The sequence below is a fragment of the Nocardioides cremeus genome (genome assembly GCF_030518195.1).
Lineage (GTDB): Bacteria > Actinomycetota > Actinomycetes > Propionibacteriales > Nocardioidaceae > Nocardioides > Nocardioides cremeus.
In genome coordinates this window covers 329,563-344,631 of record NZ_JAULSC010000001.1, presented here as the reverse complement: position 1 = coordinate 344,631, position 15,069 = coordinate 329,563, and the positions used below count along the sequence as shown (strand labels likewise).

Genomic DNA, 15,069 nt, shown 5'->3' with positions numbered 1-15,069 from the left:
CGCGGGCCCGGAGCGCCGGGCAGGTTCGAGGAGGTCGCCCGCCGGCGGCCGCTCGACCTGGTGTCGCCCGGTGCGGTGCAGGTCGACGAGACCGGCCCCGGCTCCTTCTCGAGGCACCCGCTGCCGCAGCCGGCGCCCTGCGTCGCGGTCGAGGCCGAGATGACGGGCACCGGCCCGGTCCGGCTGCGCCTCGGCGACGACACGCTCTCGGTGAGCGCGGTGCACGCCGACGGCCGCTGCTCGCTCGAGGTCACCACCGCGACCGGCGCCGGACCGCACACCAGCCGGCACCGCAGCCGGCGCTCGGCGCGAGCCGAGGGGCTGCGCCGGCTGGCACTCACGCTCACCGGCACCGAGGCCGTCGTCCTCGGCGACGACGGCACCGGGTGGCGGGCCCACGGACGCGTTGACCTGCGCGAGCTCGACCAGCCGCGGGGGCACTCCGACCGGGGCCCGGCGCCGTCGGCGCTGTGCCGCGACGAGACCTGGCTGGCCCGCCTCGAGGTCGAGCACACCGGCGAGGTGGCCCGCCTGCGCGCCGGCGGCTTCGGCCAGCTCGGGCTGCGCGACCTGAGGCTCATCACCCACGCCGACGGCACGGCGTACGCCGACGGGCCGGGCGAGGGGGGCCGGGTGCTGTGGCTCAGCGCCACCAGCGCCGGGCCGGGCTTCTTCGGCACCGCGCACACCTCGGTGTGGCGCCTCGACCTCGACGGCTACCGGCTCGAGCACCATGCCGACCTGTTCTTCCGGCGGCCCGGGCGGGCGGGGGTCTTCGGTGACCACGCCACGCACGTGGTGCGCGACGGCGACGGCTGGCTGGTCGCGACCAGCACCTGGGGCGACTTCGACCACCGCCGCGACGACGCGGGCGTCGAGGTGACCCTCGCGCGCACCGACGTCGACCTGCTGCGCGGGCGGCACGTGCTCGACACCGAGCCGCTGGCGCTGCCCGTCGACGGCCTCGCCTCCGTCGGCGTGTGGGACCCGCACCTGGTGCGCACCGACCTCGGGCAGGGCCCGGTGTGGCTGGTCGGCTACGTCAGCGCCCGGGAGTTCTTCGACTTCCACCCCGTGCTCGCCGAGGGGCCGGCGCTCGACCGGCTCTCGTTGCGGGCCGCGCTGACCTCGCGGCGCGCCACCGAGGGCACCACGCTGGTGCGCTGGGACGAGCGGTGGCGGGTGCTGGCCAGCGACGGGCGCGACAACCCACGCCGGCACCGGGCCCAGTACCCCGTGCTCGACCTCAACCTGCGCCCCGACGGCGCGCCGCTCGATGCGGCGTACCCGACCAACATCCCGTGGCCGACCCTGGCGCCGCTGCCCGACGGGGGCTGGCTGCTGCTCACCTTCAACGGTCGTGGCGTGGGCGGGCGGGTCGTGGGCTACGGCAGCCACGGCGACGTCGTGGTGATGCGGGCCCCTGCTGCGGCGAGCCCGGTCGCGGAAGACACGGAGACCGGTCCCGCGTCGTAGGCTGGGAGTGAGACCTGCGCCACCCCTGCGGGTCTCGCCCACCACCGCCACACCACCCCCGTGGCCCGAGCAGAGAGCGGCCCATCATGTCCGTGACCCCCAGCAGCAGCCCCGTCGACGTCTTCGAGGCCGGCGCCGAGCACGAGCAGGTCGTGTTCGCCAACGACCCGGCCACCGGCCTGCGCGCGATCGTCGCCATCCACTCCACCGCCCTGGGCCCGGCGCTGGGCGGCACCCGCTTCTACCCCTACGCCAGCACCGACGACGCGCTGCGCGACGTGCTCGACCTCTCCCGCGGGATGTCCTACAAGGCCGCTCTCGCCGGCCTCGACCTCGGCGGCGGCAAGGCCGTCATCATCGGCGACCCGGCGACGCTGAAGACCGAGGCGCTGCTGCGCGCCTACGGCCGGTTCGTGCAGACCCTGGGCGGGCGCTACCGCACCGCCTGCGACATCGGCACCTTCTCGGCCGACATGGACCACGTCGCGCGCGAGTGCGACTTCGTCACCGGCCGCACCGTTGCCGACGGCGGCGCCGGCGACAGCTCGGTGCTCACGGCATACGGCGTCTTCCAGGGCATGCGGGCCGCCGCCCAGGTCGCCTGGGGCGAGCCCACGCTGGCCGGTCGCACCGTCGGGGTCGCCGGGGTCGGCAAGGTGGGCCGGCACCTGGTGGCCCACCTGGTCGAGGACGGTGCCGACGTGGTCGTCACCGACGTGCACGCGCCCGCCGTCGACGCCGTGCTGGCCGCCCACCCGGGCGTTCGCTCCGTCGTCTCGACGGAGGAGCTGGTGGGCTCGCGGCTCGACGTCTACGCCCCCTGCGCGATGGGCGGCGCGATCAGCGACGAGGTCGTCGAGGTGCTCAGCGCCCGGATCGTCTGCGGCGCGGCCAACAACCAGCTGGCCCACCCCGGCGTCGAGAAGGCGCTGGCCGACCGCGGCGTCGTCTACGCCCCCGACTACTGCGTCAACGCCGGCGGGCTGATCCAGGTCGCCGACGAGCTCCACCCCGCCGGCTTCAGCTTCGAGCGCGCCCGCCAGCGCGCCACCGGCATCTTCGACACCACGCTGGCGATCCTCGCCCACGCCGAGGCCGAGCACGTCTCCCCCGCCCTGGCCGCCGACCGGATCGCCGAGGCCCGGATGCGCGACGTGGGCCGGCTGCGCTCCATCTGGGTGGGCTGAGCCCCGCCCCGTGCGGTTTCCCCGGGTACCCGGGGAACCCGTAGGCGTTGGGGTGTTGCAACGCCCCAACGCGTACGGGATCACCCCAACGCCTCACCCCGTACGCCGGCGCGGGTGGCTCAGGCGACCCAGCCGCCGGCCGGGAACAGCGCCGCCCGCAGCCGCGCGGCCAGGCGGGCGGGGTGGGCCAGGTCGTCCCAGGTCACCCGGATGCAGCGCCACCCGGTGAGCTCGCGCACCATGTCCTCGCGCGCCTTCTCGGCGATGACGACGTCGCCGGCGCTCTGCCCTGGTCGCCACGGTTCGAGGTACTTGACCTTGCCGTCGATCTCGACCCACACCTTCAGCTCGGGCCAGGCGAAGTCGAGCCTGGCCACCACCTCGCCGCCCGGGCCGGCCACCAGGTACTGCGACTCGGGCCGCGGCAGGTGCTGCTCGAAGAAGAACGCCCACGCCCGGCTCTCGGCCACCGACTCGCACGCCGGGTTGGCCAGGCGCAGCACGATGTCGGTGGCCAACGTGTGCGACCAGCGCTCGATGCCTTCGGCGTAGCGGGCCTCCAGCTCCTCGGTGGTCGTAAGGCCTCGGTGGAGCAGGTCGTTGACGACGACCAGCGCGGGGGTCCGGGGCGCTCGGGTGGTCACCTCGAGCGCCACCCTGGTCGGGGACATCACCGGCACGCCGTGCAGCATCCGCACGTCGCCGTCGCGGATCGCCCCGCAGTGCTGCACGGTGCCGGCCTCGTGGCGACCGGCCCGGCCGTCGCGCCGGGTCACGTGCACCTCGTCGAGGCCGATGCCCCACGTGGGCGCGGCGTACAGCGGCAGGGCCGAGGTGTGGGAGACCACCACGTCGGTGCGGGCCTGGCGCAGCACCGCCCGCGTGGTCACCTCGTGGCGCCCGTCGCCGTCGAGGGCGTCCCACGAGGGCGTGGCGACGTAGGCACCGTGCCGCACCCGAGTGAGCCGGCCCGCCCTCATCTCGTGACGGATGTTGGCGTCGGACATGCCGCTGGCCAGCAGCTCGCGGCGCAGGCTGATCGGCGCGTGCCGCGGGTCGTGGTCGGCTCGTGGGGTGAGGTCGTGAGGTCGCATGGGGACCTCCTGCCCCCGCGGGGGCACCCCACACCCAGGGTCCGCGCACCTGTGGACAACCGCCCTGGGGGCAGGTTCAGGACGCCACGACCCGAGGCGTTGGGGTGAAACCGTAGGCGTTGTGGTGATGCAACACCCGAACGCTTACGGGTTCCCCGGGTACCCGGGGAAACCGCACGGGGGCCCGGAGGCCACCTCAGAGGTCAGTCGCGACGAGGGTCGTAGTCCGACCACTCATCGGGCTCGTCGCCCTGCTCGGTGTCACTCGCTTCTTCACTGCCATGCAGCTCTCGTGCCAGCGCCCCGAAGTCCGTCTCGTGAGTGCGGTACTTCAGGTCGCGGGCGACCTTCGTCTGCTTGGCCTTTGCACGGCCGCGCCCCATAGGGTCAGCCCCCTCGCACGCTTGGCCGGGGCGCTATGGCTCCCGGGCTGTCTCTGCAATCTCGTGGGCACAACGCTACCTGCTGGGGGGGCGTTCACGCACACCCGGCTCGCGCAGGGGCCTCCAGGCTTCACCAACCGGGGTGCTGGCCCACCAGGTCGACGCGGCCGCCGCGGTCGGCCGAGGCGGTCACCTGACCGGCCACCCAGGCGCGTACGCCGTGCCCGGCCAGCACCGACACCGCGGTGTCGACGTCGCCCGCGGGCAGCAGCGCGACCATGCCGACGCCGCAGTTGAGCGTGGCCTCCAGGTCGGGCTGGGAGACCCCGCCGACCCGGCGCACCAGGTCGAAGACCGGCTGGGGGGTCCAGGTCGCGCGGTCGATCGTGGCGGCCAGCTCGACTGGCATCACCCGCTCGAGGTTGGCGGCCAGGCCGCCCCCGGTCACGTGCGACATGGCGTGCACGGCGGTGCGGGCGGCCAGGTCGAGGCAGGCCTTGGCATAGATCCGGGTGGGCTCGAGGAGCTCCTCGCCCAGGGTGCGGCCCAGCTCGGGGACGTCGCGGTCGAGCGCCCACCCGGCGCCGCCGTCGGCGGCGGAGCCCAGGAGCACGTGGCGCACCAGGGAGTAGCCGTTGGAGTGCAGGCCGCTGGCCTCCATGGCCAGCACCACGTCACCGGGACGCACCCGGGCCGGGCCCAGCAGGCGGTCGGCCTCGACCACGCCGGTCGTCGCGCCGGCGACGTCGTACTCGTCGGGCGCCAGCAGACCGGGGTGCTCGGCGGTCTCGCCGCCGATCAGCGCGCAGCCGGCCTCGGCGCAGCCCTCGGCGATGCCCCGGACGATGGCAGCGATCCGCTCGGGCACCACGCGGCCGGTGGCGATGTAGTCGGTCATGAAGAGCGGCTCGGCGCCGCAGACCACGAGGTCGTCGACGACCATGCCGACCAGGTCGCGGCCGATGGTGTCGTGCACGTCCATCGCCTGCGCGATCGCGACCTTGGTGCCGACGCCGTCGGTCGAGGTCGCCAGCAGCGGGCGGGTGTAGCGGGTCAGCGCGGAGGCGTCGAAGAGGCCGGCGAAGCCGCCGAGCCCACCGATGACCTCCGGCCGCGTGGCCATCGCCACCGAGCCCTTCATCAGCTCGATGGCGGTGTCGGCCGCCTCGATGTCGACGCCGGCCCGGGCGTAGGCGTTGGTCTCGGTCACGTCAGGCCTCCTGGCCGCTCACGGGTTGTTGAGGACCGGCAGCGCGCGGCCCAGGGTGGGCGAGCTCAGGCTCGCCTCGAGCAGGTGCTTGCCGAGCAGCGACTCGTCGGGCAGCTCGACCGGGTAGTCGCCGGTGAAGCAGGCGGTGCACAGGCTCGAGCGGTCCTGGCCGGTCGAGGCGACCATGCCCTCCAGCGAGATGTAGCCCAGGCTGTCGGCGCCGACGCTGGCCGCGATCTCGTCGACGTCGAGGCCGTTGGCGATCAGCTCGGCGCGGGTGGCGAAGTCGATGCCGTAGAAGCACGGCCACTTCACCGGCGGCGAGGAGATCCGCACGTGCACCTCGAGGGCACCGGCCTCGCGCAGCATCCGCACCTGCGCACGCTGGGTGTTGCCGCGCACGATCGAGTCGTCGACGACCACGAGCTTCTTGCCGCGGATCATGTGCTCGAGCGCGTTGAGCTTGAGCCGCAGGCCCAGCTGGCGCAGCGTCTGGCTGGGCTGGATGAAGGTGCGCCCCACGTAGGCGTTCTTGACGAAGCCCTGGCCGAAGGGGATGCCGGACTCCTCGGCGTACCCGGACGCGGCCGGGGTGCCCGACTCGGGCACCGGCATCACCATGTCGGCGTCGACGGGGAACTGGCGGGCCAGCTCGCGACCCATCTCGACGCGCGCCTCGTGCACGGAGCGGCCGGCGATCTTGGCGTCGGGGCGGGCCAGGTAGACGTACTCGAAGACGCAGCCCTTGCGCTCGGGCTCGGCGAAGGTGTGCGAGCGCAGCCCGTCGCCGTCGATGACGATCATCTCGCCGGGCTCGACCTCGCGCACCACGCTGGCGCCGATCGTGGCCAGCGCGGCGTCCTCGGAGGCCACCACCCAGCCCCGGTCGAGGCGGCCCAGCACCAGCGGGCGGATGCCCTGCGGGTCACGGGCGGCGTACAGGGTGTCCTCGTTCATCCACACGAAGCAGAAGGCGCCGCGCAGCATCGGCAGCACCTCCAGCGCCCGTGCCTCGAGGGTGCTGTCGGGGTGGTGGGCCATCAGCGCGGTGACCAGGCTGGTGTCGTTGGTGGCGGTCTCGGCCGGGCGCTGCAGGTCGAGCTCGCCGTCGGGGTCGGGCAGCGCCGCGACCGCCTCGCGCAGCTCGTGGGTGTTGATCAGGTTGCCGTTGTGGCCCAGGGCGATGGAGCCGTCGGGTGTGGGGCGGAACGTCGGCTGGGCGTTCTCCCAGGTCGAGGCGCCGGTGGTGGAGTAGCGCGAGTGCCCGATCGCCAGGTGTCCTTTGAGCGAGTCGAGCGTCGTCTCGTCGAAGACCTGCGAGACCAGCCCCATGTCCTTGTAGACCAGGATCTGGCGGCCGTTGCTCACCGCGATGCCGGCCGACTCCTGGCCGCGGTGCTGCAGGGCGTAGAGACCGAAGTAGGTCAGCTTGGCGACGTCCTCCCCCGGCGCCCAGACACCGAAGACGCCGCAGGCGTCCTGCGGCCCCTGGTCCTGCGGGTCGAGGGCTGTCGTCAGACGCCCGTCTCCACCACGGCGGGTGCTGCCACTGCTCTGGAAGGGCACGTCCGCAGTCTACGCACCGGGGGCGGACTGGCCGATTCGCCTCCCGAGCGGCCGCTCCCAAGGTTAAGATCGCGGCGCCTGGGGGGGCATGACCATCACGCGTGGACGGACGAGGGACTGTGACCGAGCGAGCCTGGCCGGGCGCCGACGCCTCGACGCCCGGTGCCGACGTCCTGACCCTCATCGCCGAGGGCGTGACCCAGGTCGTGGGCTTCCAGGTCGCCGCGGTCGGGCTGGTGCGCGGCGACGAGATGGAGACCGTCGCGGTCGCCGGCGAGGAGTCGGTGCGGGCCGCGCTGCTGGGCTCGCGGACCCCCCTCGTCTCCCTCCTCGCCGAGCTCGAGCTGGCCGAGCACTGGGGCCCGCTCCTCTTCGTCCCCCACGAGGCGCTCCCTGCCGAGATGCAGGTCTGGGGCTGGGTGCCCGACACCGCGCCCGTCGAGGGTCCCGACGCGTGGCACCCCATGGACGCGCTGTGCGCGCCGCTGCACGGGCGCGACGGCGAGCTGCTGGGCATGCTCTCGATGGACGTGCCCGACGACGGGCGACGCCCGGGGGCCGAGGCCCAGCGGGTGCTGGCGGCGTACGCCGACCAGGCCGCGCGCGCCGCGCTGCTCGCCCTCGAGCGCGAGCAGCTGGCCGAGCAGGTGCGCCTGGCCTCCGCGGCCCGCGAGATCGTGCGCGACGCCCCGGCCCACCTCGGAGTCGACGAGGTGATGGGCGCCAGCGCGGACGCCCTGATGCAGGGCTTCCGGGCGGTCGGTGCGTGGATGCAGATCTTCGACGACGACGGGCACGGCACCGGCCGGATCGTGGCGGCCGACGAGACCGAGGTCAGCCTCCCGGGGCGGCTCGTGCGGGTCGCCGAGCGCGCGGCCCGGGCCGCGTGGGCCCAGCAGCGCGTCGACGTGGTCTCGCGCGAGCACCCCTTCGCCTCGACGCTGACCGAGCGCGACGTCACCGAGATCGTCGGCTTCCTCGACGCCATCCGGGTCGGCTCGCTGCTGTTCGTGCCGATCGGCGCCGGGCCCGAGGCGCTGGGCAACCTGGTGCTGACCCGGCCGCCGGGGGCGCCGGCGTGGAGCGAGACCGAGCGTGAGGCCGCCCTCGACATCGGTCACGACCTGGGGCGCGTCGTGCTCAACGCCCGGTCCTTCGAGCGCGAGCACCGCCTGGTCGAGGAGCTGCAGGCGCTCGACGTCTACAAGGGCCGCCTCATCGCCACGGTCTCCCACGAGCTGAAGAACCCCCTGGCGGCGATCGTGGGCCACATCGAGATCCTCCAGGACGAGGAGACCGGTCCGGTCGTGGCGTCGTCGGTGGCCGCGATCGACCGGGGCGCGCGGCGCCTGGCCCGGGTGGCCGACGACCTGCTGCTGCTGGCGAAGGTCGGCGACCCCGACCACCCGGTGGTGCCGCGGCCCGTCGACCTGGGCGACGTCGTCGACGACGTGCTCGAGCTGCAGGGCCACAGCCTGGCCCGCAAGGGCATCGAGGTCGTCGTCGAGAAGCCGGAGAAGCCGGTGGTGGCGATGGCCGAGCTCGAGGAGATCGAGCGGCTGGTCAGCAACCTGGTCGGGAACGCCGAGAAGTACACCCCCGCCGGCGGACGGGTGACCCTCTGCCTGGCCGTCGAGGACGGCGAGGCGCTGCTCGAGTGCACCGACACCGGCCTGGGCATCTCGCCCGCCGACCAGGAACAGCTCTTCCAGGAGTTCTTCCGCTCCACCAACCCCGTCGCGCAGGCCCAGCCCGGCACCGGCCTGGGGCTGAGCATCGTGCACCGCATCGTGGCCCGCCACGGCGGGCGCACCGAGGTCGAGTCGCAGCTCGGCCGAGGCAGCACCTTCCGGGTGCGCCTGCCCGTCGCGGGCTGAGGACGTCGCCGGCCGGGTCCGTTGCGGGGAGACCCGACCTGTGGAAAGACGTCCGGCCCCTGAGAGCCGCCTTTATGGTGGAGGGAACCACCTTCCACCGCTGCGCCCACCTGCCGGAGCCGCTCCGTGACCCACCCCCCGGGCACCGACCCCGCGGCTCCTGCTGATCCCGGTGCGCCGCGTGAGCGCCACGACCTGGCCCGGGTGCTGGGGGCGGTCGCGGCCGAGATGGCCCGGGCCGGCGGCTTCCGGGTCTCCGCCGTCAGCCTGTTCCGGGCCAGCGACGAGCTCGAGTTCGTCGCCGTCGACGGCGACCCCGACGCGGTCGCCGAGCTGACCGGCGACATCACCCCGACCCCGGTGGCCATGGCCATGCTCGAGCGCGCCGAGCGGTGGGGGCCGCTGCGCTTCCTGCCGCACGAGCAGGCGGTCGAGCTGCTCGACCACATCTGGGTGGGGGCGGGCGAGGCACGCCACGACGGGGCGCCGGTCGACGCCTGGCAGCCCTGCGACCTGCTGATGGCGCCGCTCACCGACGACGACGGCGCCCTGCAGGGCATCGTGTGGGTCGACCTGCCGCTCGACGGCCGGCGACCGGGGCCCGAGCAGCGCCAGCGGCTCGGCGAGCACGCGGAGCGCGCCAACCGGACCATGGTCGAGGCGCTCGAGCAGGAGCGGCTGCGCGAGCAGGTCCGTCTCGCCCATGCCGCGCGCCGCGTGGTGCGCACCGCGACCGCCGACCTCGACCTGGCCCGTCTGGTGCAGACCACGATCGACAGCGTCTGCGACGGGTTCGCCGTCGACGACGTGCGGGTGCACCTGCACGCCGAGGAGGACGTCGCCGACCTCGACGAGGTCTCGCTGCAGTCGCGGCTGCTGGCCGAGCGGTGCTGGCGCGAGCAGCAGGTGGCCATCGTCTCCCACCGGCGCGCCGCGCCGGCGCTGCTCAGCGCCGAGGAGCACGCGGTGCTGCTCGACGGCCTCAACGACCAGGGCGACACCTCCCTGCTGCTGACGCCGCTCGGCGCCGGGCCCGAGTGCGTCGGCCGGCTGCTGATGTTCCGCCACGACCGCACCGACTGGTCCGACGAGGAGGCCAGTGCGGCCCTCGACATCGGCCACGACCTGGGCCGGGCCGTGCTCAACGCCCGCAGCTTCGAGCGCGAGCAGCAGGCCGCGGCGTACCGCCAACAGCTGATCGCCACGATGGCCCACGAGCTGAAGAACCCGCTCGCGGCCGTCGGCGGGTACGTCGACCTGCTGGAGATGTTCCTGGCCGACGAACCGGCCACCGGCCCCCAGGTGCTGCGCTCGCTGCGTGGGATCGGTCGGGCCACCCGGCGCCTCGACGACATCGTCGCCGACCTCCTGACCCTGGCCCGCTTCGACGAGGCCACCGACCCCGTGCCGGCCGAGCCCCACGACCTCGCCGCGGTCGTGCACGACGTCGTCGAGGGCCTGGTCGTGCAGGCCGACGCACGCGGCGTGCGGGTGCGGGTGCACGCCCCGCCCGGCGGCGCGCGGGTCGACGCGGAGCCCGCCGACCTCGAGCGGCTGGTGGTCAACCTGGTCAGCAACGCCGTGAGGTACTCCCACGACGGCGGCGAGGTCGCCGTGCACGTCGAGGACGCCGCGCCGCACGTGGTGCTCCGGGTCGTCGACCACGGCACCGGGGTCGCGCCCGCCGAGCAGCGCCGCCTCTTCGAGGAGTTCTACCGCTCCGCCGACCCGGCCGCGACCAGCCAGCCCGGCACCGGCCTGGGCCTCTCGATCGTGCAGCGCATCGTGCGCCACCTCGGCGGCGAGGTCGCCGTGGAGTCGGCTCCCGGGGAGGGCAGCGAGTTCACCGCCACCCTCCCCGGCAGCACCGGCAGCACCGGCAGCACGAACAGTGCCGGCTGAGGCGGCTCAGGCCATCCCGCGCGCGCCCTGCACGACGGCCTCACGGATGCGCGTGTAGGTGCCGCAGCGACAGATGTTGCGGATCGTGTCGAGGTCGGACTCGCTGATCTCGCGCCCTTCGCGGCGCACCTTCTTGACCAGCGCCACGGCGGCCATGATCTGGCCGGGCTGGCAGTAGCCGCACTGCGGGACGTCGCGGTCGATCCAGGCCTCCTGCATCGGGTGCAGGTCCTCGCCGACCGTGTCGGGGAGCCCCTCGATCGTGGTGACCTCGTCGCGGCGACCCAGGTCGCCGACCCGCACCGAGCACGGGTTGAAGGCCTTGCCGTTGATGTGCGACGTGCACGCCTTGCACACGTTGATGCCACACCCGTACTTCGGTCCGGTGACCCCGAGGAGGTCACGCAGGACCCAGAGCACCCGCACGTCGTCCTTGACGTTCACGGTGACCGGCTTGCCGTTGAGGATGAAGGTCTGCTTGGGCATGTCGGCCTCTCCTTAGTAGGTGAACTTGAGGCCGTTGGTCGGCGACTTCGGGACCGACGGCACGAACGACTTGGGCGTGAAGGTGACCTTGCCGTGGTTGATGGGGAACCGGGTGGGCATGGTGCCCGTGGCCCGGGCGTAGGCGCAGGCCACCGAGGCGGCCGAGGCGGCGACCCCGGCCTCGCCGGCACCCCCCGGCAGCCGGTCCTCCGAGGGCAGCACGAAGCAGTCGAAGCGCGGCGGGATGTTCCACTGGCGGGTGTAGTAGTAGTTGTCCCAGCTGGCCTCGAGGAAGTGGCCGTCGCGCAGGTGCACGCTGCTGGTCAGGGTCAGCGCCAGGCCGTCCGCGAACCCGCCCATCATCTGGGCCTGCAGCCCGCGCGGGTTGATCACCAGGCCGGCGTCGACCGCGAAGGTGGCGCGGGTGACCCGGGGGCCGGTGACGGCGTTGCGGATCTTGCGGTTGACGGTCTCGGGGCGCACGTCGATCTCGACCAGGCAGGCGGTGGCGCCCTTGTACTCCTGGTGGATCGCGATGCCCTGGGCCATCCCCTGGGGCATCCTGCGACCCCAGTCGCCCTCCTCGGCGACCTTCTCCAGCGCCTTGCGGACCTTGTCGCTCTTGGCGTGGCGCAGCCGGAACTCCAGCGGGTCCAGCCCCACCTCGTCGGCGAGCCGGTCGACGACGAGCTCGGCGGCCACCCGGGTGTCGGGCGAGTAGATGTTGCGCATGCTGCCGGTGTTGAAGCGGTCGTCGGTCTCGTTGAGCAGCTGGGTGACGACGCCGAAGTTGTAGCCGAGCTCCTGGGTCAGGGTGAAGATGGTCTGCGAGAAGCCCAGGCCACCGACCATCCTGCCCACCTCGGTGGGCGCCTCGTCGATGGTCGAGGTGATGATCTCGCCCAGCCCGTGGCTGAAGTCGGTGACCACGCTGGTGTTGCGCTGCTCGAAGCTGAGCACCTGCCCGGCCAGCACCGTGGCGCGGATGCGCGAGGTGACCATCGGGTGCAGCCGGCCCTGGCGCGGCTCGTCGGCGCGGTGCCACATCAGCTTGACCGGCTTGCCCATCGCCTGCGAGACCTTGGCGGCCTCGATCGCGGCGTCGCTGAAGAGCTTGTGGCCGAAGGACCCGCCACCGGTGACCACGTTGACCTTCACCTGGTCCTGGCTCATCCCGAGCGCCTGGGCGATGTTCTGCTGGGCCAGGATCGGCACCTTGAGCCCCGACCAGATCTCGGCGGAGTCCTCGCGCACGTCGGCGATGGCGCAGTTGGGCTCCAGCGCCGCGCTGGAGCGGAACATGAACTCGAAGCGCTCCTCGACGGTCTTGGCCAGCAGCGGCACCTCGGGCACCGCCAGCGGCAGCTCGGCCTTCTTCAACCGGGCGAGGATGGTCTGGTCGGACTCGCCGTCGACCGGCCCGCCGTTCCACTCCACGTCCATCGCGCGGATCGCGTCGATGCACTGGCCGAAGGTCTTGGCGCGCACCGCGACCCCGGTGTCGACCACCGCGACCTGCTTGACCCCGGACATGGAGAGGATCTTCTTCTTGTTACGCAGCCGCTTGGGCGTGCCGTTGAGCGTGGGCGCGCGGCACAGCATGGTGGGCAGCGCGCCCTTGACCTCGAGGTCGAGGGTGAAGTCCTTCTGGCCGGTGACCGCGAGCCGCGCGTCGTCGCGGTTGCGCGGCTTGCCGATGCGGGTGAACTCCTCGGGGTCCTTGAGGAGCACGTCGACGACCTCGGTCACCGGGCTGGCCGCGAGCCGGGCCAGCTCGCCGTAGCCCAGCGTCTCGCCGGCCGGGCCGATCACGACGCCGTCCTTGGTGCGCAGCCGCTCGACGGCGTACCCGAGCTGGCGCGCGGCCGCGTCGAGGAGCGCACCGCGCGCGATGGCCGAGGCCACGCGGATCGGCGTGTACGTCGACACGGTGCTGTTGGAGCCACCGGTGAGCTGGTTGAAGACCAGCTCGGGGCGGGCCGGGGCCAGGGTGACGCGCACCTTCTCGACGGGCAGGTCGAGCTCCTCGGCGATGATCATCGCGGTCGAGGTGGTGATGCCCTGGCCGACCTCCATGCGGGGCAGCGCGAACGAGGCGGTGCCGTCGTCGTTGATCTCGATGGTGATCAGCTGCGAGGTGGGCAGCGCCGCGTCGGTCTGCAGGTCCTCGAGGTCGTAGAGCTCGGGCACCTGCGGCAGCGAGGGGACCGCCGCCCGGGCGGGACGGGCCATCGTGAGGTCGGCGGCGGCCACGAGCGTGGTGCCGCCGATCACGTAGCCGAGGAAGGAGCGGCGACGGACCCCTCCCGGGGGGCCGGTGTCCGCTGTGGTGGCGTGGCTGGTGCTGGCGTCAGGCGCTGTCATGTGACCGAGAAGCTCCCCATGTCGTGGTCGGGCAGGGTCCCGGTCTAGACCGGGCGTCCCCTTTCTACCCGCGCGTGAGCGTCGTCACGCACATCTGGAGTTCGGTTCTGTCAGATGGACGGATTTTTACCCTCCGGGGCATCTCAGGACGTGGGACGGCCCGCCTCGGCGAGCCGGGCCAGCAGCAGCGTCTCGGCCAGCACGACCCGCTCGAACTCGGCCAGGTGCAGGCCCTCGTTGGCGCCGTGCGCGCGGGTGTCGGGGTCCTCGACGCCGGTGACCAGCACGCTGGCGCGCGGGAAGGCCTCGAGGAACTCGGCGATGAAGGGGATCGACCCGCCGACGCCCATGTCGATGGGCTCGGTGCCGTCCCAGGCCTCGGCGAAGGCCGCGCGCGCCGCGTCGTACGCCGGCCCGGTGGCGTCGATCTGGGTGGCCTCGCCGGTGTCGGTGATGCGCACCGACAGCTCCGCGCCCCAGGCGACGTGCTGCTCGAGGTGCTCGCTCAGCCGGGCCACGGCGTTCTCGGTGGTGTCGCCGGGCGCGATGCGCAGCGAGATCCGGGCCCGGGCGGCCGGCACCAGCGTGTTGCTGGCCCCCTCGACCTTCGGGGCGTCGAGGCCGACGATGCTCAGCGACGGCTTGGTCCACAGCCGCTCGACGGCGGAGCCGCTGCCGATCCACCGCGTGCCGGCAGCGGCGCCGGACTCGGCGCGCAGCCGCTCCTCGGGGTAGTCGACGTCGGCGGCCGGGCCGGCGTGCAGGCCCGCGACCGCGACGTCGCCCGCGTCGTCGTGCAGCGTCGAGATGAGCCGGCTCAGGGTCATCAGCGCGTCGGGCACCAGCCCGCCCCACATGCCCGAGTGCACGGCGTGGGTCAGGGTGCGCACCTCGACGTCGGCGCGCACCAGGCCCCGCAGGCTGGTGGTCAGCGCCGGGACCCCGACGTCCCAGTTGCCGGAGTCGGCGATCACGATCACGTCGGCGCGCAGCCGCTCCTGGTGGGCCGCCAGCAGCGCCGGCAGGCTCTCGGAGCCGACCTCCTCCTCGCCCTCGACGAAGACCGTGACGCTGACCGGCAGGTCGTCGCCGAAGACCCGCAGCGCACCGAGGTGGGCCACGATCCCGGCCTTGTCGTCGGCCGCGCCTCGAGCGAAGAGCCGGCGCCCGCTGGGCGAGTCGCGCTCGGTGGGCTCGAAGGGCGGGGAGTCCCAGTCGGCGTGGTCGTTCTCGGGCTGCACGTCGTGGTGGGCGTAGAGCAGCACCGTCGGCGCCCCCTCCGGGCCGGCCTTGTGACCGATCACCGCGGGCGCCCCGCCGTCGATGCTGACCACCTCGGTGTCCATGCCCTCCGCGGCCAGCAGGGCGCGCACGGCCTCGGCGCTGCGGCGTACCTCGTCGGCGCGCGCGGGGTCGGCACTCACGGACTCGATCCGCACGAGGTCCTCGAGGTCGCTGCGCAGCCCGGGCAGCACGTCGGCGACGCGGGCCCGCAGGTCGGTGGTGTCGGCGTGGTGGCTCATG

11 protein-coding genes are annotated in these 15,069 nt (G+C 73.5%); 4 read left to right on the top strand and 7 right to left on the bottom strand.

Going from position 1 to position 15,069, the window contains the following annotated elements; translation table 11 throughout:
• Window positions 1-60: 60 nt before the first annotated feature.
• The gene (locus QWJ41_RS01620; protein ID WP_302705400.1) at window positions 61-1,476 is read left to right on the top strand and encodes a hypothetical protein; all 1,416 of its coding nucleotides are present in this window, start codon (window positions 61-63) and stop codon (window positions 1,474-1,476) included.
• An 86-nt stretch (window positions 1,477-1,562) separates the two neighbouring features.
• Window positions 1,563-2,663, top strand: a complete 1,101-nt coding sequence (locus tag QWJ41_RS01615) for a Glu/Leu/Phe/Val family dehydrogenase (RefSeq protein WP_302705399.1) — start codon at window positions 1,563-1,565, stop codon at window positions 2,661-2,663.
• 119 nt (window positions 2,664-2,782) lie between these two features.
• On the opposite strand, the gene QWJ41_RS01610 is transcribed toward QWJ41_RS01615, so the two are convergent.
• The 4 genes from QWJ41_RS01610 to purF form a co-directional block, all read right to left on the bottom strand.
• On the bottom strand, window positions 2,783-3,757 hold the full coding sequence (locus QWJ41_RS01610; protein WP_302705397.1) for a type IV toxin-antitoxin system AbiEi family antitoxin domain-containing protein: 975 nt from the start codon (window positions 3,755-3,757) through the stop codon (window positions 2,783-2,785).
• Between the two features lie 203 nt (window positions 3,758-3,960).
• Window positions 3,961-4,140 (bottom strand): DUF3073 domain-containing protein, encoded by a 180-nt coding sequence (locus QWJ41_RS01605; RefSeq protein ID WP_179614518.1) that lies wholly within the window; start codon window positions 4,138-4,140, stop codon window positions 3,961-3,963.
• A gap of 130 nt (window positions 4,141-4,270) precedes the next feature.
• Window positions 4,271-5,350, bottom strand: a complete 1,080-nt coding sequence (purM, locus tag QWJ41_RS01600) for a phosphoribosylformylglycinamidine cyclo-ligase (RefSeq protein ID WP_302705394.1) — start codon at window positions 5,348-5,350, stop codon at window positions 4,271-4,273.
• Window positions 5,351-5,368: 18 nt separating this feature from the next.
• Entirely contained in the window at window positions 5,369-6,916 is a 1,548-nt protein-coding gene (purF, locus tag QWJ41_RS01595) for an amidophosphoribosyltransferase (protein ID WP_302705393.1), read from the bottom strand.
• Between the two features lie 119 nt (window positions 6,917-7,035).
• Here purF and QWJ41_RS01590 point away from each other — a divergent pair, with 119 nt between their 5' ends.
• Together QWJ41_RS01590 and QWJ41_RS01585 are read left to right on the top strand one after the other, a co-directional pair.
• Window positions 7,036-8,793, top strand: coding sequence for a sensor histidine kinase (locus tag QWJ41_RS01590; protein WP_302705392.1), 1,758 nt, complete (start codon window positions 7,036-7,038; stop codon window positions 8,791-8,793).
• Between the two features lie 126 nt (window positions 8,794-8,919).
• Window positions 8,920-10,695 carry a sensor histidine kinase gene (locus QWJ41_RS01585; protein WP_302705390.1) on the top strand — a complete coding sequence of 592 codons (1,776 nt, stop codon included), beginning with the start codon at window positions 8,920-8,922 and terminating at the stop codon, window positions 10,693-10,695.
• Window positions 10,696-10,701: 6 nt separating this feature from the next.
• Here QWJ41_RS01585 and QWJ41_RS01580 read toward each other — a convergent pair whose 3' ends face one another.
• The 3 genes from QWJ41_RS01580 to QWJ41_RS01570 form a co-directional block, all read right to left on the bottom strand.
• Window positions 10,702-11,181 (bottom strand): (2Fe-2S)-binding protein, encoded by a 480-nt coding sequence (locus QWJ41_RS01580; RefSeq protein WP_302705389.1) that lies wholly within the window; start codon window positions 11,179-11,181, stop codon window positions 10,702-10,704.
• Window positions 11,182-11,193: 12 nt separating this feature from the next.
• Window positions 11,194-13,545, bottom strand: coding sequence for a molybdopterin cofactor-binding domain-containing protein (locus QWJ41_RS01575; protein ID WP_302705388.1), 2,352 nt, complete (start codon window positions 13,543-13,545; stop codon window positions 11,194-11,196).
• A gap of 143 nt (window positions 13,546-13,688) precedes the next feature.
• Window positions 13,689-15,068, bottom strand: coding sequence for a dipeptidase (locus QWJ41_RS01570; RefSeq protein WP_302705387.1), 1,380 nt, complete (start codon window positions 15,066-15,068; stop codon window positions 13,689-13,691).
• Window position 15,069 lies beyond the last annotated feature (1 nt).